The organism is Paraburkholderia polaris (genome assembly GCF_012927345.1).
GTDB lineage: Bacteria > Pseudomonadota > Gammaproteobacteria > Burkholderiales > Burkholderiaceae > Paraburkholderia > Paraburkholderia polaris.
This window is the reverse complement of the sequence record NZ_JABBGJ010000008.1, coordinates 131361-151224: the sequence shown is the minus strand read 5'-3', so window position 1 is coordinate 151224 and position 19864 is coordinate 131361. Positions and strand designations below refer to the sequence as shown.

The 19864-nt window shown below is 62.1% G+C and carries 19 protein-coding genes and 1 riboswitch; of the genes, 9 read left to right on the top strand and 10 right to left on the bottom strand.

Going from position 1 to position 19864, the window contains the following annotated elements:
- The first annotated feature begins 100 nt into the window (after nt 1-100).
- The 4 genes from HHL24_RS09485 to ribB all read left to right on the top strand — a co-directional run bounded on the left by HHL24_RS09485 (nt 101) and on the right by ribB (nt 3830).
- Nucleotides 101-502: a VOC family protein gene (locus tag HHL24_RS09485; RefSeq protein ID WP_169485311.1), complete on the top strand. Its 402-nt coding sequence runs from the start codon at nt 101-103 to the stop codon at nt 500-502.
- A gap of 31 nt (nt 503-533) precedes the next feature.
- Nucleotides 534-1700, top strand: a complete 1167-nt coding sequence (locus HHL24_RS09480; protein ID WP_169485251.1) for an MFS transporter — start codon at nt 534-536, stop codon at nt 1698-1700.
- 257 nt (nt 1701-1957) lie between these two features.
- Nucleotides 1958-2647 carry a helix-turn-helix domain-containing protein gene (locus HHL24_RS09475; protein WP_169485250.1) on the top strand — a complete coding sequence of 230 codons (690 nt, stop codon included), beginning with the start codon at nt 1958-1960 and terminating at the stop codon, nt 2645-2647.
- Between the two features lie 133 nt (nt 2648-2780).
- Nucleotides 2781-2964, top strand: a riboswitch (FMN riboswitch).
- A 146-nt stretch (nt 2965-3110) separates the two neighbouring features.
- Nucleotides 3111-3830: a 3,4-dihydroxy-2-butanone-4-phosphate synthase gene (gene ribB / locus HHL24_RS09470; RefSeq protein WP_206002778.1), complete on the top strand. Its 720-nt coding sequence runs from the start codon at nt 3111-3113 to the stop codon at nt 3828-3830.
- A gap of 221 nt (nt 3831-4051) precedes the next feature.
- On the opposite strand, the gene HHL24_RS09465 is transcribed toward ribB, so the two are convergent.
- The 5 genes from HHL24_RS09465 to glpD all read right to left on the bottom strand — a co-directional run bounded on the left by HHL24_RS09465 (nt 4052) and on the right by glpD (nt 9125).
- Nucleotides 4052-4738, bottom strand: coding sequence for an HAD family hydrolase (locus HHL24_RS09465; RefSeq protein ID WP_169485248.1), 687 nt, complete (start codon nt 4736-4738; stop codon nt 4052-4054).
- 209 nt (nt 4739-4947) lie between these two features.
- On the bottom strand, nt 4948-5661 hold the full coding sequence (locus HHL24_RS09460; RefSeq protein WP_169485247.1) for an MIP/aquaporin family protein: 714 nt from the start codon (nt 5659-5661) through the stop codon (nt 4948-4950).
- Between the two features lie 92 nt (nt 5662-5753).
- Entirely contained in the window at nt 5754-7253 is a 1500-nt protein-coding gene (gene glpK, locus HHL24_RS09455; RefSeq protein ID WP_169485246.1) for a glycerol kinase GlpK, read from the bottom strand.
- A gap of 19 nt (nt 7254-7272) precedes the next feature.
- The gene (locus HHL24_RS44550; protein ID WP_268966701.1) at nt 7273-7407 is read right to left on the bottom strand and encodes a hypothetical protein; all 135 of its coding nucleotides are present in this window, start codon (nt 7405-7407) and stop codon (nt 7273-7275) included.
- Between the two features lie 188 nt (nt 7408-7595).
- Nucleotides 7596-9125 carry a glycerol-3-phosphate dehydrogenase gene (glpD, locus tag HHL24_RS09450; protein WP_169485310.1) on the bottom strand — a complete coding sequence of 510 codons (1530 nt, stop codon included), beginning with the start codon at nt 9123-9125 and terminating at the stop codon, nt 7596-7598.
- Between the two features lie 202 nt (nt 9126-9327).
- Here glpD and HHL24_RS09445 point away from each other — a divergent pair, with 202 nt between their 5' ends.
- Nucleotides 9328-9702 carry a hypothetical protein gene (locus HHL24_RS09445; RefSeq protein ID WP_206002776.1) on the top strand — a complete coding sequence of 125 codons (375 nt, stop codon included), beginning with the start codon at nt 9328-9330 and terminating at the stop codon, nt 9700-9702.
- Between the two features lie 98 nt (nt 9703-9800).
- Here the strand turns inward: HHL24_RS09445 and HHL24_RS09440 are convergent, their stop codons facing one another.
- The 3 genes from HHL24_RS09440 to HHL24_RS09430 all read right to left on the bottom strand — a co-directional run bounded on the left by HHL24_RS09440 (nt 9801) and on the right by HHL24_RS09430 (nt 11906).
- On the bottom strand, nt 9801-10427 hold the full coding sequence (locus HHL24_RS09440) for a TetR/AcrR family transcriptional regulator (RefSeq protein WP_169485245.1): 627 nt from the start codon (nt 10425-10427) through the stop codon (nt 9801-9803).
- 195 nt (nt 10428-10622) lie between these two features.
- A complete protein-coding gene (locus HHL24_RS09435) occupies nt 10623-10820 on the bottom strand; it encodes a hypothetical protein (RefSeq protein ID WP_169485244.1) in 198 nt (65 codons plus the stop codon).
- A gap of 306 nt (nt 10821-11126) precedes the next feature.
- A complete protein-coding gene (locus HHL24_RS09430) occupies nt 11127-11906 on the bottom strand; it encodes a DeoR/GlpR family DNA-binding transcription regulator (RefSeq protein WP_169485243.1) in 780 nt (259 codons plus the stop codon).
- 329 nt (nt 11907-12235) lie between these two features.
- On the opposite strand from HHL24_RS09430, the gene ggt reads away from it, so the two are divergent.
- From ggt to HHL24_RS09410, 4 genes are all read left to right on the top strand, one after another.
- The gene (gene ggt, locus HHL24_RS09425; protein WP_169485242.1) at nt 12236-13873 is read left to right on the top strand and encodes a gamma-glutamyltransferase; all 1638 of its coding nucleotides are present in this window, start codon (nt 12236-12238) and stop codon (nt 13871-13873) included.
- A 236-nt stretch (nt 13874-14109) separates the two neighbouring features.
- Nucleotides 14110-15474 carry an MFS transporter gene (locus HHL24_RS09420; protein ID WP_169485241.1) on the top strand — a complete coding sequence of 455 codons (1365 nt, stop codon included), beginning with the start codon at nt 14110-14112 and terminating at the stop codon, nt 15472-15474.
- Between the two features lie 344 nt (nt 15475-15818).
- Entirely contained in the window at nt 15819-16646 is an 828-nt protein-coding gene (locus HHL24_RS09415; protein WP_169485240.1) for a ferritin-like domain-containing protein, read from the top strand.
- Between the two features lie 145 nt (nt 16647-16791).
- Nucleotides 16792-17316, top strand: coding sequence for a hypothetical protein (locus HHL24_RS09410; RefSeq protein ID WP_169485239.1), 525 nt, complete (start codon nt 16792-16794; stop codon nt 17314-17316).
- 37 nt (nt 17317-17353) lie between these two features.
- Here HHL24_RS09410 and HHL24_RS09405 read toward each other — a convergent pair whose 3' ends face one another.
- On the bottom strand, nt 17354-18931 hold the full coding sequence (locus tag HHL24_RS09405) for a DEAD/DEAH box helicase (protein WP_169485238.1): 1578 nt from the start codon (nt 18929-18931) through the stop codon (nt 17354-17356).
- Nucleotides 18932-19174: 243 nt separating this feature from the next.
- On the bottom strand, nt 19175-19795 hold the full coding sequence (gene trhA / locus HHL24_RS09400) for a PAQR family membrane homeostasis protein TrhA (protein ID WP_169485308.1): 621 nt from the start codon (nt 19793-19795) through the stop codon (nt 19175-19177).
- Nucleotides 19796-19864 lie beyond the last annotated feature (69 nt).

Below are 19864 nucleotides of genomic sequence, written 5' to 3'. Positions count from 1 at the left end.
AGAATTTGAAAATGCTTCAAATGCTACGCCAATTATCAAATTGTTGTATCCCGTTCACAATGCACTCCTCGTAAACCCCTTACGCTTTGTGCAGCCCGTCATGCAACTCGATCACGCAACGATCGTCACCGCCGACCTCGAGACCGCGCGACGCTTTTTTGTCGACGTCGCCGGGCTGACGGAGGGTGCGCGTCCGCCGTTTTCGATCGACGGCTACTGGCTGTGTGCAAGCGGCCGCCCGGTGATTCATCTGGTTGACGCGACGGTGCCTGCCCAGACGGGCAGGGCCGCGCCGCGCATCGACCATATCGCCTTCCGGCTGGAGAGCGCCGACGAATGGCAGGCGCTTTTGCAGCGCTTGCATGCGGCGGACATGCCGTATCAGCTCGCCGAAGTGCCGCAGATGGGTCCGCAGCAAGCCGAATTGCAACTGTTCGTCGCGCTCGCGCCGGGTGTCGTCATCGAATTCGTGACGGCGCTGCGCCACGCCCACCGTCGCTAACACGCTCAACTTTAGAACCAGGAGTAGAAAAATGCCCATTCCATTACTCGCGCTAGCGATCAGCGCTTTCGCGATCGGCACGACCGAGTTCGTGATCATGGGCTTGCTGCCCGAGGTCGCGCGAGATCTGGCCGTGTCGATTCCGTCGGCCGGTTTGCTGGTGAGCGGCTATGCGCTGGGCGTGGCCGTCGGCGCGCCGCTGCTCGCGGTGGTTACCAGCAAAATGCCGCGCAAGCTCGCGTTGCAGCTGCTGATGGGGGTGTTCATCGTCGGCAACACGCTGTGCGCGATCGCGTCCAGCTATTCCGTGCTGATGATCGCGCGCGTGGTGACGTCGTTCGCGCATGGGTCGTTCTTCGGCATCGGCGCGGTGGCGGCGGCCTCGCTCGTGCCGGCTGAAAAGCGGGCCAGCGCCATTGCGCTGATGTTCACCGGTTTGACACTCGCCAATGTGCTCGGCGTGCCGTTCGGCACTTTCGTCGGCCAGCAATTCGGCTGGCGTGCGGCGTTCTGGATCGTCAGCGCGTTTGGGGTGCTGTCGCTGGCGGGCGTGTCGTTGCTTGTGCCGAATCGTCATGATTCCGGCCCGGTCGGCTTGGGACACGAAGTCCGCGTGCTGAAGGATCCGCAAGTCTGGACCGCGCTCGCGATGACCGTGCTCGGCTTCGGCGGCGTGTTCGTCGTGTTCACCTATATCGCGCCGATTCTCGAGCAGGTCAGCGGTTTCTCGCCGCGTGGCGTGACGCTGATTCTTGTGCTGTTCGGTATTGGCCTCACGATCGGCAATACCGTGGGCGGCAAGCTTGCGGACCGCGCGCTGATGCCTTCGCTGATGGGCATTCTGGTGGCGCTCGCGGTGGTGATGGCGATCTTCGCGCGCACCAGTCATTCGCAGGTGGCCGCGGCGATTACCATTTTCGTGTGGGGTATTGCTGCGTTCGCCACGGTGCCGCCGTTGCAGATGCGCGTGGTCGAAAAGGCCGCTGCCGCGCCGAATCTGGCTTCGACACTGAACATCGGCGCGTTCAACGTGGGCAATGCGGGCGGCGCGTGGCTCGGCGGTCTGGTGATCAATCACGGCCATTCGCTCGATACGCTGCCGTGGGTCGCGGCGGCAGTCAGCGTGGTGGCTTTGTTGCTCACGTGGTTCGCGGCGCGGATGGATGCGCCGGCATCGGCCGTCGCGCTACGCGCCTGAGTGTGTGTGGGGCGCACTTGATTTCGCCAGATGTGCCTGAATGTGCGTGTACGCGCGTTGGCATGTTCGAGCTCATCTGCGGCCAAACAGGTCCCCGAACACGCCCATATGAAAAATTCGCACAAGCTTTGCGAGAATCGTCCTCCGCAATGCTGATAACAGTGTGAAGATAACTTCGTTGGGCGCGGCGAGGCGCGATGCTATCTTGCTTCCACTAACCGCTTGCCCGCCGTCCGGCGGCGCTCCTGGAGGCAATCATGCATTCCCCGCTTGCGCTGGTTCGCGATCCCACGGCTGACACTAATGCGTCGCCGCGTGCCGCAGAACCCTTCGATGCTCTTGAACATCTGGTCGGCGTGAATCTCGCCCGTTTGCGTGCCGAGCGCCAACTTTCGCTCGACGCCCTGGCCCGCGCTTCGGGCGTCTCGCGGGCGATGCTCGCGCAGATCGAGTCGGCGCGCAGCGTGCCGTCGATCAAGGTGCTGTGCAAGGTGGCGTCGGCGTTGAAGGTATCGGTGGCGGCGTTCTTGCGACGTCATGCGACCAACGGCTTCGAACATTTGCCGGCAGAGCGTTCGTCGCGTGTTGTCAGTTCAAATGGCCGCTATTCGGCCCGGCCGCTTTATCCCGACGCCGAGCCGACCGCCGCCGAGTTTCACGAGTTGCGTATCGCACCGTTGCATACCGAAGCCGGCACGCGCCGCGCGCCGGGCACTACGGTGAATCTGGTGGTGAGCGAAGGCACGCTGGAAGTCAGCGTGCACGACCAGCGCCAATTGTTGGCAACGGGCGACGCGATTGTGTTCGACGCCGATCAGCCGCACAGCCTGCGCAATCCCGGTGACACCGAAGCGCGCGCGTTTCGCGTGACACTGAAGGCGGAAACGCCGCCGCGCTGGGACGTGCCTGCGCCGCACGAATTGACACGCCAGGCCGCGCCGGTCTGATGAATGAGGTTTTTCAGGCGGATGTGCTGCAAGGATCGGCTCCGAAGCAGAGATGTCCGTCTAATCAGTAGGGTTGCGCTGCAGGTTCCGCGCGACTGTTGTATCCTTTGCCAGCCGGTCGATCCGGCAATCAGTGCGTCTTCAGGGCGGGGCGAAATTCCCCACCGGCGGTATGCCGGCAGCGCGAAAGCGTGAGCCGGTGAGCCCGCGAGCGCCCGCATTCATTTGGCTTTCAGCGTACCGAAAGCCGCGCGGGGTCAGCAGATCTGGTGAGAAGCCAGAGCCGACGGTTAGAGTCCGGATGGAAGAAGATGTGCAGATAGTCATGTTCGTTTCCGTGGCGCCGCTAGAGGTTGGAGCGGTGCGCGAGCGTCGCTTTGTTCGGCGTTCAACGGCGCGTCTTTGTCTGTTTGCAATGCCCTGAAACGTTTTTCGCCCAACTTTTGCGATGAGCGTTTCAACTATGTCCTTTGCTACTTTTCCTGCACCGTCGGTGATTGCGGACAGCGCAATTCTCGATCTCCCGCTGCTCGCCACCGAACCCGTTCCGCCGCGTATCGCCGCTGCGCTGCAAGCCATGCGCGATGGTCGCGCTGTCGTCCTGCAAGACGATCACGACCGCGAGAACGAAGCCGATCTGATCGTCTCAGCCGAGCGTCTTTCCGTCGAAACCATGGCCTTGCTGATCCGCGAATGCAGCGGCATCGTCTGTTTGTGCCTGCCCGACGACAAGATTCGCGCACTCGAACTGCCGCCAATGGCCGTCAATAACGAAAGCCGCCATGGCACCGCGTTCACGGTCTCGATCGAAGCACGCGATGGCGTAACCACCGGCGTGTCCGCACTCGATCGCGTGACGACAATCCGCGCGGCCATCAACGATACGGCGAAGCCTGCCGATATCGTGCGCCCAGGCCACGTGTTCCCGTTGCGTGCGCAGCCGGGTGGCGTGCTCGCGCGTCGCGGCCATACCGAAGGCACGGTCGATCTGGCGATTCTCGCGGGTCTGAAGCCGGCCGGCGTGCTGTGCGAGCTGATGAACGCAGACGGCACGATGACGCGCGGTGCGGACGTGGAGCGCTTCGCTCAACAACACAATCTGCCGATGCTTACGATCGCTGAACTGGTGGAATTCCGCCAGGCGCTGGCGACGGCGCGCGAATGCGTGGCCGTCGAGGCTTGATGCGTTAAGGGGTGCGCCGCGTGCGGTGAATGGGTTTGCGCTTGTTGAACGCGAACGCTTTGTCGCGCCGGACAATGGCACCGACCGGCGCGAACTCGACGCACTCTCGCGCGTTTGAAAAAAACAAACCCCACGCTCGGAAAAAACGTGGGGTTGGTCAGCAGCCTGAGGCCTGAGGCCTGAAGCCGGCTATTACAGCCGGTTTTTCTGTTGCTGCCTCGTTACGACTGCACGTCGCCAAACTCACCACGCACGCCAGCTTCAACCAGCGCAGGCAACTCATCCATATGCTTCATGATGCGTGTCATGCCCATCTTGCGCAGTGCATCCGCGTAACCGTCGGGGATATGACTCGCACCCACGAAGGCAATCGTCTTCATGCCCGCCGCGCGCGCCGCATTCAAACCGGCCACGCTATCTTCCACGACGATGCATCGCGCCGGCTCCACACCTAGCGCCTTCGCCGCGAACAAATACACATCCGGATAAGGCTTCGGCCGCGCCACCTGTTCGGCGCTGAATATCCGTTCGCCGAAAATCTGCTGCAAACCCGCGCGCCGCACCGACGCATTCACGCGCGCCGTCCGGCTGTTCGACACGACAGCGGCCGGCAGCGTCACGCGTTGCAATGCGTCGCGCACGCCATTGATCGGACTGAGCGATGCCGCGAGCGCGAGCTCGACGTTGTGTTCGATCGTATTGAAGAAATCGGCCGGCAGCGTGATATCGAACGACTTCTCGATGCCTTCGAGAAAGCGCGAGGTCTGCTGGCCGAACGCCGTCTTGACGACGGGTTCGAAGTCGAGACCGGGGAAGGTGGCAGACAGCGTTTCGAGCATCACGCGGTCAGCGATGATTTCGCTGTCGACGAGCACGCCGTCGCAGTCACAGATGAGGTGGTCGATCATGCTTTAAAGCGGAAAGCGAGAGGCACGCGAGCAAGACAGGTGCAAGCTCATACGCGGAGATTGAAAGCATCATGATACGTGCTTTGGCGCCGCGTGCGCGGTGCCGTCGCTTTCCGTCGGCGCTTATTTGCACCTTAAGCGTGCGTTTAGTTACGCCTCGTGCGCGCCCTATATGCACCCTATGCGGCGCCCCTATGTGCGCCGCAGGATCAGTGCGCGTGCAGGTACAGATACAACGCCGTTGCCAGCGCGCCGCCCAGCAGCGGACCGCACACCGGAATCCACGAATAACGCCAGTCGCTGTCGCGCTTGCCCGGAATCGGCAGCAGCGCGTGCATCAGACGCGGCGACAGGTCGCGCGCCGGGCTCATCGCGTAACCGGTCGGGCCACCGAGCGAAATGCCGATGCCGAGCACGAGCAAACCGACCGGCAGCGCGTCGAGTGCGCCCAGGCCGACTTGCGGCGAAGCCAGATACAGCACGCCGAGAATCAGCACGAAAGTCGCAATCATTTCGGTGAGCAGGTTATGTGGCACGCTGCGAATCGCGGGCGACGTGCAGAACACGCCGAGCTTCACGTCGGCATCGCCTTCCTTGTTGAAGTGCTGACGATACGCGACCCACACGAGCAGGGCGCCCGCCATACCGCCGAGCATCTGCGCCGCGATGTAGCCGGGTACTTTCATCCACGCGAATTTGCCTGCCAGCGCGAGGCTGATCGTCACCACAGGATTCAGGTGCGCGCCGCTGTACGATGCGGTGACGTACACGGCGATGAACACAGCCATCGCCCAGCCCATCACGATCACAATCAGGTCCGCGCCTTTACCTTTGGTGCGCGCGAGGAGCACGTTGGCGACTGCGCCGTTGCCGAGCAGCACCAGGAGCGCAGTGCCGATGAATTCCGCAATGTAAGGAGACATCGTTGGTTATCCGAAATATAGTTGTTAGGGAAGCCGCGGGATAAGCGGCTTCGTTATGTCGAAAAGTGACTTATTGAACTGTTGGAATGCAGTCAGGGCGTGTCGGCCCAGGCCTTCGCGGCGCGAATCGCGCGCTTCCAGCCGTCGAGGCATTCCTTGACGTCGGCGTGCGGCAAGGCAGGCGTGAAACGGCGATCGAGCGCCCACTGGCTTTTCAGTTCGTTCACGTCTTTCCAGTAGCCGACCGCGAGACCGGCCAGATACGCCGCGCCCAATGCGGTCGTCTCCGATACCTTCGGGCGCACTGCGTCGACGCCGAGAATGTCCGCCTGGAATTGCATCAGCAAATTGTTCGCGCAAGCGCCGCCGTCCACGCGCAATTCGCCGATGCGAATGCCGGAGTCGGCTTCCATCGCCTTCAGCACGTCGAGCGATTGATAGGCGATCGAGTCGAGCGCGGCGCGGGCGATATGCGCCGAGCTTGTGCCGCGCGTCACGCCGAACAGCGTGCCGCGCGCGCGGGCGTTCCAGTGCGGCGCGCCGAGGCCTGCAAACGCGGGCACCAGATATACGCCGTCGCTGTGCGACACACTGCGCGCCAGCGATTCGATTTCAGCGGCGTTCTTGATGATGCCAAGGCCATCGCGCAGCCATTGCACCACAGCGCCGCCGATGAAGATGCTGCCTTCGAGTGCATAGTTGATCTGATCGCCGATTTGCCATGCAATCGTAGTGACGAGATTGTTCTTCGATTCGATCGGCTTGTCGCCAGTGTTCATCACGAGGAAGCAGCCGGTACCGTAGGTGTTCTTCACCATGCCCGACTCCGTGCACATCTGGCCGAACAGGGCCGCATGCTGGTCGCCGGCGATGCCCGCGAGCGGAATCTTGGAGGCGAACACGGTGGTCTTGGTCGGCCCGTACACTTCCGACGACGCACGCACTTCCGGCAGCATGTTGCGCGGAATGTCGAGCGCTTCGAGCAACTCGTCGTCCCACTTCAGCGTGTGGATGTTGAACAGCATGGTGCGCGATGCGTTGGTCACGTCGGTGACATGCAGGCCGCCCTTGGTGAAATTCCACACCAGCCAGCTATCCACCGTGCCGAAGGCGAGACGGCCTTGCTTCGCTTTTTCGCGTGCGCCTTCGACGTTGTCGAGAATCCAGCGGATCTTGGTCGCGGAGAAGTACGAGTCGATCGGCAGGCCGGTTTTCGCGCGGACTTTTTCTTCGAGGCCTTGCTCTTTAAGCTGGTCGCAGAAGTCGGCAGTGCGGCGGTCTTGCCAGACGATCGCGTTATAGATCGGGTGGCCGGTTTCGCGGTCCCACACGATGGTGGTCTCACGTTGATTGGTAATGCCGATCGCAGCGATCGACGTACCGTTCATGCCGGCGCGTGTGACGGCTTCGGCGGCGACGCCGGCCTGCGTCGACCAGATTTCCTGCGGGTCGTGCTCGACCCAACCCGGACGCGGATAGATTTGCTGGAACTCTTTCTGTGCGGTCGACACGATATTGCCGAGCCGGTCGAACAGCATCGCGCGTGAGCTGGTGGTGCCTTGGTCAAGCGCGAGGATGTACTGATCCTGCATTGTCTCTTCTCCATGCGTTTTATGAATCGCCGGACTGTTGACCGGCGACGGGAACGGCTTGTTGTTTTAAGCGGGCTGCAACAGCTTGTGGTTGTGCGTCCCGGCTTTGCCAGTAGCCGAGGGGTGAAAATCGATTCGGTTCATGCAGGTTCATGCAGGTTCATGCAAGCAGTCAGGCCGCGTTGCTATGGCCCGACCTGGCGGCCAAATTGAATGGCCGTAACTAAATGGCGTAACTAAATGGCGTAACTCAGTGATATAACTTAGTGACGTAACTCAGCGACGCAACTCAGCGACGTAACTTAGCGACGCAACTCAGCGACGCAACTGAGTGTGGCCGAACTAAGCGTTCTGCCGCACCGGCTCGCGGGCGAACCACGTGTCAATGTCGTGTGTGATTGAATCGAGCGTGCCCGGTTCGACGTGCAGGCCGAGTTTCGAGCGGCGCCACAGCACGTCCTGCGCGCTGCGCGCCCATTCGGCGTCGCGAAGGTAAGTGAGTTCGGCTTCGTAAAGACCCGGCGCGAAAGCGCGGCCGAGGTCGGCCACCGAGCGCGCCTGGCCAATGACATGCTTTACGCGCGTGCCGTACGCACGAGCGAGGCGGTGAGCCAGATCGGCGGGCAGCCACGCATTCTGCTGTTTGAAGCCGGCGAGGAAGCGCTCGAAGTTGGCTTGCGGAATGTCGCCACCGGGCAACGGCGCACCGGCCGTCCAAGAAGGCGTGCTCTTATGCAGCGCGTACCCGAGTTTGTCGACGGCTTCTTCAGCCAGCTTGCGGAACGTCGTGATCTTGCCGCCGAACACGGACAGAAGCGGTGCTTCGCCCGCAGGCGCGTCGAGTTCGAGCGAGTAATCGCGCGTGACCGCCGACGGGTTGTCCGCGCCTTCTTCCTCGAGCAGCGGACGCACGCCCGAGTAGGTCCAGCGCACGTCTTGCGGCGAGATCTTCTGCTTGAAGTAGCGGTTGATCGAGTCGCACAGGTACTGTATTTCGTCGGCGTCGATCGCTACTTGCGACGGGTCGCCGCGATATTCGAGGTCAGTTGTGCCAATCAGCGTGTAATCGTGTTCGTACGGAATCGCGAAGATGATCCGCTTGTCCGGATTCTGGAAGATATACGCGTGATCGTGTTCGAACAGGCGCCGTGTGACGATATGGCTGCCTTTTACGAGGCGCACGCTGTGCGTCGCCTCGCGGCCGAGCGCGCCATGCAGCAGTTCGCCGACCCACGGACCGGCGGCGTTTGCGATCGAGGCAGCGCGCACGTCGAGGATCGTGCCGTCCGCGCGCTTGAGTTGCGCGCGCCATTCGCCACCGGCGCGCACCGCGCTCAGCAGTTTGGTGCGCGTGAGAATCTTTGCGCCGTGTTCCTGCGCATCCAGCGCGTTCAGTACTACCAGACGCGCGTCATTCACCCAACCATCCGAATACACGAAACCGCGCTTGATCGAATCAACCAGCGGTGCGCCGGCAGGATGGTTGCGCATGACGATGCCGCGCGAGCCGGGCAGCAGTTCGCGTTTGGCGAGGTGATCGTAAAGGAACAGGCCGGCGCGGATCAGCCAGGCCGGGCGCAGATCGGGCATGTGCGGCATCACGAAGCGCAGCGGCCACATGATGTGTGGCGCGGCGCGCAGCAGCGTTTCGCGCTCCTGCAGGGCTTTGCGCACCAGCCCGAACTCGCGGTACTCGAGGTAGCGCAGGCCGCCGTGAATCAGCTTGGTACTGGCCGACGACGTATGTGCCGCCAGATCGTCCTGTTCGCAGAGCAGCACCGACAGGCCGCGGCCCGCCGCATCGCGTGCGATGCCTGCGCCGTTGATCCCGCCGCCCACGACGAGCAAATCGTATCTCGAGCCTTGCGTCACCTGCTGTGTCCCCTGCGTCATCTTCGGAAAGCGGTTTGGAAAAACTATCGAACTGATAGTGTTCGTTTTCGAACTTTAATGAACATATTCGAAAAAGTAAAGTTCGGTTTTCTTAGGCGGCCCTCTAGCGGTTGGCTAAGGTGGTGGCGTAACGCGCGGCCACGGACGATACTCTCGGCAAGAGCCATTTCGAGGTGAATTCATGCGTGGACTTTGGATGATCGGCGCCGCTGCGCTCATGGCGGGATGCGTCAGCTCGCCGAGCCTGAACGGAACGATGGGCGCGCCCTCGTTCGCATCGTTGCAACAGATGTGCAGTGCCCAGACCGTCGACTACGGCAACGACGCGCAAGGCGTCTACGCGACGCTGTTCGATGCGTACGTGGCGAACCGGCGCGGCAAGCTGTCGAAGGACGATTACTGCGCGTTCCAGGCGTCGCTTGCGCAGCGCTATACGAGTCAAGGGGTGAGCACCGACCCGCAGGTGCGTAATCAGTGGGTTGCGTTCTTCACCGACCAGCGAGCCAAGGCGTTGAGCTGGCGCGCGGCGGCCGATCCGACCTTGCGCGCGGGCTGACCTTCGCGCCCGATTTTCTCCGCCCAGTCCTTCCCGCCGGCGTATTCGCGTTGAGCGTTGCGGGGCGAACCGGGGGGCAACTCTCAGCTAAGGCGGGGTTAGCCGCGCTGCGGCTGGGCCCCGCGCCACAGCATCCGGCGAATCTGCGCGAACACGGCTTCGCGTGTCGGCGCGTTGCTCGCGGCGGCTTGTTGCGCCTGTGGCAAAGGCAGCTGATTGGCGAGCGCTAGCATGGTGAAGCCGTGCAGGCTTGCCCAGTAGGCATAGCCGATCAACTGTGGATCGCCTTCCAGAATGCCTGCGGCAACGAGCTGCTCGAAGTGCGCCCCGAGCATGCGCCAGGCACGCTGCGACGCGGCGGTGAGTTCCGGGTAGGCGCCTTCCTGCTGGGTCAGATCGAACATCAGGCGGTAGGCGTGCGGTTCGTCGAGCGCGAACGCCACGTAGGCGTCGCTGACGACGGAGCGGTCGGTCGCGGGCGCCTGTTTCGCCGCTGCTTCGAGCCGCGCCGCGAAGCGGTTGAACGCCGCAGCGCGGACCATCGCCAGGATCTCATCCTTGTCGCGGAAGTAGCGATAGGGCGTCATCGCGCTGCAACCCAGCTCCTTCGCCAGTTCGCGCATCGTCACGCCTTGCGCGCCGCGCGTGGCAAATGCGTTTTCGGCCACGCGCCGCATGGTTTCGCGGAATTGCTGGATGTCGTCGGAGGAGAGCGTTTTTGGCATGCGCGAAGGCAGAAGGTCCGTCGCGTCAATTTACTGTGTAAATGAATTGGGCACAACAAAGCGGCCGCATGTGCGGCGGCTTGCCTTGAGGCAAAAAAGATTGTGCGTCAACTTGAAGAGACGAGGGCGCCCACTATCTCACCGCGGCGCAGCCCGCCGTCATGTTGCCGGTTGTCGGCTTCAAAGCCGGACGTATTACGAGAAACGCTTGATGGCCTTGAGTGCGCTGTCGCCGGATTCGGTCACGCGCCATTGTTCGTTGCCCGACGCGAGCCGTTCGAGTTGCACAAGCTGGCGTTCCAGCAGGGCGTCGAGTTCTTCTCGCTCCATGTCGACTTGGTTGGGGGCGTCTTTGACGAGCAACAACGTGGCGAATTCATGCGGACTCAGCATTGTTCTCTCCATGTCAAGCAAACGCGGACGGCCTTGCCGGCGACTGGCCAGATGCCAGTGAAGTCCGCTAGAGGATCAGGCGGGAGGTACGGCTCATACACAGGTTCACGCTACCGGCACTGCGCATAGCGCGGAACGGACGCCGGGGAACTGGAGTGTAGTCAACCGCCGGTTAAACACCAAAGGGGCCCCAGTAAATTTTTCCTTTGACAATTGGGACCCGCTGAGGCGGTTTGGGGCAGCGCTCAGATCCTTGATTTCACTCGAAGTTTCGCGTGCACTGCAACATGGCCGAAGACGCCTGGATCATTCGGCGATATACACCTGGCAATTGGCGGCAGCGAGCGTTTCGTCCATCTCGGGAGGCGGTGCGGCGTCGGTGAAAAGCGCGTCGATCTGATCGAGATGACCTTGACGGACGAGCGCCGGACGGCCGAATTTGGAGTTGTCGGCGGCGAGAAACACCGTGCGCGCATGCTGGATGATCGCCTCGGCCACACGCACTTCGCGGGTATCGAAATCGCGCAGCGTGCCATCCGTTTCAATGCTCGACGTGCCGATGATCGCGAAGTCCACCTTGAACTGCCGGATGAAGTCGATCGCCAGTTCGCCGACGATGCCCTTGTCCCACGGCCGCACAATGCCGCCCGTCACCAGCACTTCGCAATCCGGATAGCCGCTCATCATGCTGGCGACGTTCAGATTGTTGGTGATTACGCGCAGGCCGCGATGCCGGTTGAGCGCCCGTGCGACTTCCTCGGTGGTCGTGCCGAGGTTGATGAAGAGGGACGCCTGGTCGGGAATGTGAGTGGCCACTAGCGTCGCGATGCGCCGCTTCTCTTCGTGGAACATCCGTTGACGCGCGGTGTACGAGACGTTCTCGGAGCTGGTCGGCAGACTGGCGCCACCATGATAGCGGCGCAGCAGGTTCATGTCGGCGAGCCAGTTGACGTCGCGGCGGATCGTCTGCGGCGTCACGTCGAAGTGGGCCGCGAGATCGTCCACGGTCACGAAGCCGTCGCGTTGCACCCACTCCAGCAGTTCCTGTTGCCGGGCGTTGAGAGTCAGGCGGGGGTCTCGGGTCATGTGTCTCGGGTCGTGGGTTTTTTATCGACGCTGCCCGCCGCCGGCGCGATAAGCCGGGCCGGAAAACGGGTAATGCGTGAACGAGGGTGAGCTATTGTAAGACCATCGCACGTCTTGTCTGCCAACTCGTGCGTCATGGTTCCGATCCGGGGCGCCCGTGCAGCGACCCATTCAGGTCATTTGCGCATTTATTCATTTGATAAATGAATTTGTTTTTTGTGCCGGATCGCGCTGCAATCCGAGGTTCCACGTTTCACCCGCGTGTTACCCGTTTCCCATGGTTTCCGGCGTCTTCCCAAGGCCGGGCCGCGCTTTCGAGAGTGTTCGACATGACTGGCTTCAACTGGCAAAACCCCTATCCGACGCCGCGTCTGCCTGTATTCGCGCGCAACATCGTTTCGACTTCGCATCCGCTCGCCGCGCAAGCCGGGCTACGGATGTTGTGGAAAGGCGGCAATGCCGTCGACGCGGCGATCGCCGCGGCCGCCGCCATCACCGTGGTCGAGCCGGTGTCGTGCGGCCTCGGCGGCGATGCCTTCGCGCTGGTGTGGGACGGCAAGAAGCTGCACGGCCTGAATGCTTCCGGTGTGTCGCCGGCGGCATGGAACGTCGACTACTTCAAGCGCAAGTACGGTGAGGAAAACGGTCTCGCGAAGCAGCCCAAGCGCGGCTGGGACGCGGTGACCGTGCCTGGCGTGATCGCCGGCTGGGAAGCGTTGCATCAGAAATTCGGCTCTCTGCCGTTCGCCGATCTGATGGAGCCGGCGATCGAGATCGCTGAGCGCGGTCATGCGGTGGCGAGCATCGTCGCCTACAAGTGGGCGGCAGCCGTACCGGAACTGAAAGACCTGCCGGGCTTCGCGCAAACCTTCATGCCGCGCGGCCGCGCGCCGGAAGTCAGCGAACTGGTGCGCTTTCCCGGCCACGCGAAGACGTTGCGCAAGCTCGCTGAACAAGGCCCGCGTGCGTACTACGAAGGGGAGATCGCTGAACAGATCGCGGCGTTTGCGCGTGAAGGCGGCGGCGCGTTGACCCTCGACGACCTGCGCAACTACCGCGCGGATTGGGTCGAGCCGATCGGCAAGGATTATCGCGGCTACACCGTGCATGAAATTCCGCCGAACGGCCAGGGCATCGCGGCGCTGATCGCGCTGGGCATCCTCGAAAAGTTCGACGTGAAGGAACTCGCCGTCGACAACGTCGAGTCGCAGCATTTGCAGATTGAAGCCATGAAGCTGGCGTTCGCCGATGTCTACCGCTACGTTGCCGATCCGCGTTCGATGGAAGTCACGCCCGAGCAGATGCTCGACGACGCGTACCTCACGTCGCGCGCGAAGCTGATTGACCACAAGCGCGCCACGCAGTTCGACTTCGGCATGCCGAAGGCCGGCGGCACGATCTACATGTCGGTGGCGGACGAACGCGGCATGATGGTGAGCTTCATCCAGTCGAACTACATGGGCTTCGGCTCGGGCATCGTGGTGCCGGACAGCGGCATCGCGATGCAGAATCGCGGCTGCGGATTCTCGATGGACCCGAAGTCGCCGAACGTGGTGGAAGGCGGCAAGCGGCCGTTCCACACGATCATCCCGTCGTTCCTGACGCAGCAGGTGGACGGCAAGCAGGAAGCGGTGATGAGCTTCGGCGTGATGGGTGGCGATATGCAGCCGCAAGGCCATCTGCAATCGATCGTGCGGATGCTCGACTACGGTCAGCAACCGCAGGCCGCCTGCGATGCACCGCGCTGGAAGGTCAACCGCGATTTCACGATCGACATCGAATCGACGCTCGATCCGAAGACCGCCGCGGCACTGCAGAAGCTGGGCCACACAATCAAGTCGGTCGACGATCCGTACATGGACTTCGGCTCCGGCCAGTACATCTGGAAGCTCGACCGTAACGATCCGGACCGCGGCTACGTGGCGGCGAGCGACAGCCGTCGCGACGGGCTGGCAGCCGGGTTCTAAACGTCCCACACGAAACGCGGCGCCGCTTGGGCCGCCGCGTTTTACGGCATCTGCGGACGATGTATCACGTATCGCCGCGGCATACCGCATTCGGGACCAAATGAAGGCATCGCGTACAACCAGACGGGCTGCGCGCGAAAGCCGGCATTGCGCGGGACAAGCGCATTGAGCGCATTCAGCGTCTCAAGTACATCAAGCAAATCAGGTATTCAGCATCTGGCAGGGCAGGAGACATCATGAACACCCCCGCGTCGCAATCCGCGACAGCTTCATCTCATTCCACGCCCGCGCCGCTTTCCAAAGCGATGGTGCGGCGTATCGTGTTTTCGTCGTCGGTCGGCAATGCGCTCGAGTGGTTCGACTTTCTCGTCTACGGCTATTTCGCGACCATCATCGCGAAGCAGTTCTTCCCGATGCAGGACGAGTGGCTCTCGACGCTGCTCGCCATTGCCACTTTCGGCATCTCGTTCCTGATGCGGCCGCTGGGCGCCGTCGTGCTGGGCGTCTACGGTGACCGCAAAGGCCGCAAGGCGGCGCTCACGCTCGCCATTGCGCTGATGATGGTCGGCACCTTCACGATGGCCGTGATGCCGTCATATGCGTCGATCGGTATTGCGGCGCCCGTGTTGATTCTGCTTGCGCGGCTCGTGCAAGGCTTCGCGGTGGGCGGTGAGTTCGGCAGCGCGACGGCCTTCATGGTCGAGCACAGTGCGTCGCGGCGTGGCTACTACGCGAGTTGGCAGTTCGCGAGCCAGGGTCTGGCCGCGATCACCGCGGCGGCCTTCGGTTCGCTGCTGACCGCGTGGATGCCGCCCGAGCAACTCAATAGCTGGGGCTGGCGTCTGCCGTTCGTATTCGGTCTGCTGGTCGGGCCGGTGGGCTATTACATCCGTTCACATCTCGACGAGACGCCGGAGTTTCTCGCGATGCGCGAAGCGCGTGAGACCGCGGGCAAGCGTCAGGAGACCTCCGAGGAGAAGGGCGCGTCTTTCTCCAACCAGTGGGTGAACCTGCTGCTGGCCGTGGGCATCGTTGCGCAATCCACGGTCGGCGTGTACGTGCTGCAACTTTACATGCCGATGTACGCGGTCAAGCAGTTGCACATGCCGGCTGCGGCGTCGTTCGGTGTAGTGGTGCTCAACGGCGGCTTGCAGTTTCTGCTGTCGCCGGTGATGGGCGCATTGTCCGACCGCATCGGCCGGATTCGCATCATGCTGACCACGTCGATTCTGATGGGCACGCTGATCTATCCGATGTTCGCGTGGTTGCAGTCGCATCCGACGATCGGCTGGCTGCTGGTGTTGCAAGGCACAGCCGGTATTTTCAAGGCGGCATACTCCGGACCGATGCCCGCGCTGATGTCCGAAATCTTCCCGACACAGGTGCGCTCCACCGGTCTGTCAATCGGTTACAGCATCGGCGTGACAATCTTTGGCGGCTTTGCGCCGACGATTGTAGAGACCTTCATTCACTTGACCGGCGACAAGCTCGCGCCAAGTTACTACGTCCTGATTGCGGCAGTGCTGTCGGGATTGTCGCTCGTCGTGGTCGCGTGGCGTATGCGGCGCGTCCGGCATCTCGAAGGTGTTCAGCTCGCATGACGGCGTTGCAGGCGGCCGTTGTGCTCCGCAGCGAGCATTTCTGCGCGTGACGTGCAACCTCTGTTCAAGCCAAAGCCAGCTCGTCGAGCTGGCTTTTTTGTGCCTTTGCGTGCGTCGCTTGTAATCAACCGAAGGATTCGACTACCGTGAAATTGGAACTGCGGCTGTTCGGCACGGTCTGTGCTGGGTTATCTGCAGAGTTGTGAAACACCGGCTAAGATGCAAGATACAAGGGGTTAACTCTAATTCAAGGCGCTGTATCTGACACGGCGGACCGTCCTTGCGCTAGCGGGCGGTTTCGAGCGCGCTCCACGAGTCGATACAGCTTTCGGAGCAAAGCCACAATGCACATTGAGCTGAACCATGTGATGCCCTGGCGGATCGAGGATATTGACCTCACCCGCATAGATCGCCAGAAGGCCGTCGCTAACGAAGACCTGCTGCTTCTGTTGTGCGCCGCTTCGTTTATCGAAAGTGGCACCGATCTTTACACCAGCAATCTGAGCACCTTCTTCGACGGCGATCCGGAAGTCTCGGCCTGGCTCAACCAGGAATGGGAGCCGGAAGAGATGCAGCACGGCCGGGCTCTCAAGACGTATGTCGCCTACGTCTGGCCTGAGTTCGATTGGGACACTGCGTTCCGCAATTTCATGGAGGAGTATTCGCTGACCTGCTCGGTCGAAGACTTCGAAAAGACCCGCGCGCTCGAGATGGTTGCCCGCTGTGTGGTTGAGACCGGCACCGCCACGCTATATCGCGCGATCGGCGAATGTTCGGACGAGCCAGTGCTCAAGCAGATCACCGACAACATTCGCACTGACGAAGTCCGTCACTACAAGCATTTTTTCAAGTTTTTCAAGAAGTACAACAAGATCGAAGGCAATGGGCGTCTTGCGGTTCTCGGCGCCCTGATGCGCCGTGTGATGGAAATCAAGAACGAAGACTCAGAGATTGCGTTGCGCCATGTCTTCGCGATTCGTTATCCGGAGCGTGTGCACGATTCGGCCTATAACCGCGAACGCGCGGCGCGCATTAACGCGCTGGTGCGGCGCAATCTGTCGGCGGACATGTGCGTGAAGATGCTGCTCAAGCCGCTCGATCTGCCGGCCAAGATTCAGCCGGGCGTGCATTACCCGCTCGCCAAGATCACGCAGCACGTGTTCTTTCGCTGATGTTCGTCTGCTGAGTTCGCGGCGTATAGAGATGAAGACGAATGGTCCGCTTGTGCGGGCCATTCGTTTTTCGAGGCATGATTGATCCTGGCAAGCTTGGTAACTTTGGCAACCCTCGCAACCTGTTTCTGACCGGATCGATACGATGAGCGATTTTCCTTCACCCGAACGTTCGCTCGAACAGAACGTGTTCGACGAATGGCCCGACGCCGTCCGCACGGTATTCGACGGTTCGTCCCTGGCGAGCAAGATGGGGTTCACCGCGTCGCTGCTCACCGTCGATGCGAACGGCCATGTGCGCACGTCGTTGCTCGGCGTCGGCGAGTTGTACGCGCCTGATTCGCGCTCGCTGTGCGTCGCATTGTGGCCCCAGGCTCGGGCGGCGCGCGTGATCGCGCAAAGCGGCCGGGCCGCGCTGACGTTCGTCTGCGACGAGGCGTTCTATCAGGTGCAATTGCGTTTGACGCCGCTAGCGGGCGTAACAGGCGATGACAGCGGCCTCGTGTACCTTATCGGCTCGATCGACACAGGGGAGGCGCAGAGCGTGCGTTATGCGCGCCTGACAGGCGGCATTACGTTTGAACTGGAAGGGGGAGGGGAGGCGGTGCTCGATCGATGGGAACGGCAGATCGAGCACCTGAAGCAAGCTGCCGCTGCGGCTAGCCGTTAATCTGGGACTACAGCTAGCGAGCAGGCAGTGCTTAAACTTAACGGCCGCGCTGGCCGGTGCGCGTCGGCTGGCCGCCACGCGGTGCGTCATTGCGCGGCTTTGCGCCACCCAGCAACGCACCCGGATTGCCACCTTGTGGCTTTGCGCCCTGCGGCTTGCGGGGCGCATGCTGCGCGGCGCCGCCTTCGTGCGCCGCTGCACGCGGTTGACCGTCATGACGCTGGCCGTCGCGGCGCGGCTGGCCGCCGTTGCCGGCCGGCTTCGCACCTTGCGGCTTCGGCTGCTGCTGACCATTCGCCGGACGCTGCCCCGAACGTTGTGCCGGCTTGGCAGACGACGATGCGCCATCGCGGCGGCCGCCGTCACGCTGGCCACCCTCGCGCTTCGGCGCGCCCTGGCTCTGGCGTGGCTGACGATTGCCACCGCCGCCACCCTGACCACGGCGCAGAATCGGTTCCGGCTTCGCAGTCGGATCCGGCTCAAAACCGGCGATCACTTCCTGCGGCACCTGACGCTTGATCAGCTTCTCGATGTCCTTCAGCAGTTGCAGCTCGTCGACGCACACCAGCGAAATCGCTTCGCCCGATGCGCCTGCACGACCCGTGCGGCCGATCCGGTGCACGTAATCTTCCGGCACGTTCGGCAAATCGTAGTTGACCACGTGCGGCAGCTGATCGATATCGATGCCGCGCGCGGCGATGTCGGTCGCGACCAGCACTTGCAGTGTGGCGTCCTTGAACTCGGCGAGCGCGCGCGTGCGGGCCGATTGGCTCTTGTTGCCGTGAATCGCCAGCGCGCTGATGCCGTCTTTCGTCAACTGTTCGGCAAGGCGGTTCGCGCCGTGCTTGGTGCGCGTGAACACCAGCACCTGGAACCAGTTGTGTTGCTTGATGAGGTGCGTGAGCAGCTCGCGCTTCTTGTCTCGGTCGACCGGGTGAATCTTTTGCGCGACCAGTTCAGCCGTCGTATTGCGACGGGCGACTTCGATCAGCGCCGGCGAGTCGAGCAGATTGTCGGCGAGCGTCTTGATTTCGTCGGAGAAGGTGGCCGAGAACAGCAGGTTCTGACGCTTCGGCGGCAACTTCGCGAGCACGCGCTTGATGTCGTGGATGAAACCCATGTCGAGCATGCGGTCGGCTTCGTCCAGCACGAGAATCTCGAGATGCGACAGATCGATGGTTTTCTGCTGCATGTGGTCGAGCAAACGGCCCGGCGTCGCGACGACAATGTCCACGCCGCTGCGCAGCGCGCCGATTTGCGGATTGATGCCGACGCCGCCGAACATCACGGTCGACTTCAGCTTCAGATACTTGCCGTAGGCGCGCACGCTTTCTTCGACCTGTGCGGCCAGCTCACGCGTCGGCGTGAGGATCAGCGCGCGGACAGCGCGCTTGCCCGACGCCGTGGTGACAGCGGGCATGGTGTTCAGACGCTGCAGGATCGGCAGCGTGAAGCCGGCGGTCTTGCCGGTGCCCGTCTGCGCGCCGGCCAGCAGGTCGCCGCCGTTGAGCACGGCGGGGATCGCTTGCGTCTGGATCGGAGTCGGGGTGGTGTAGCCGAGTTCGTGTACAGCGCGGACCAGCGGTTCGGACAAGCCGAGGGAATCAAAAGACATAAATGCTCTTTGCAATGCAGTTTCGCGAACGGTAGCAGACGGCACCGATTGGGCCCAAGCGGGTCCAGGTGGGTACAAGCTGGTACAAGCACGGCATGAACACGCCCGCATGGCGCGTTCGAGGCCAGAGCCCAGTTCCGGTCGCAGAGAAATCGGCGGCACGCTCAAATGCGTGCCGAATGCTTCAACGCGCTATGCAGACACGTTGACTGGCCTTAAGTTGCATTTCGCCGCCGTGGGATGTCACGCGACGTAGCGCGCAACACTGACGAATTGACACAGACTGCCCGCCAGTACGAACAGGTGCCAGATACCATGTCCGTGCCGGATGCGCTCGTCGTTGATGAAGAAGTAGATACCGGCGCTGTAGATGATCCCGCCGGCCACGAGCCAGGCGGTACCCGCTGCCGGTAAGGCTTGAATCAGCGGGCGGACGGCAACGAGCGCGAGCCATCCCATCAAGACATACAGCACCATCGAAACGCTGCGGGTGCGTCGCCCGAGCGTCAGTTCCTGCACGATGCCGAGAGCGGCAAGCCCCCAGCTTACGCCGAATAGCGACCAGCCCCACGGTCCACGCAAAGTGACAAGCGTGAACGGGGTGTAGCTGCCGGCGATCAACAGGTAGATCGCCGAATGGTCGCATTTTTGCAGAACCGCTTTGACACGCGGGTTGCGCACGCTGTGGTAAAGCGTCGAGATAGCATACAGCACGAACAGCATCGCACCGTAGACACTGAAACTCACTACCTTGTACGCGTCGCCGTCGAGCGCGCCCATTGTCACGAGAGCAGCAAGCCCCGCCACCGACAGCACGGCGCCGACGAGATGGGTAATGCTGTTGAAACGCTCACCGACATGCACGGCTCTTTCCTCCTGCGGTTTCATAAGGGTTTATCCCCACATGATACCGGTCCTGAAAAAACGAAGGGC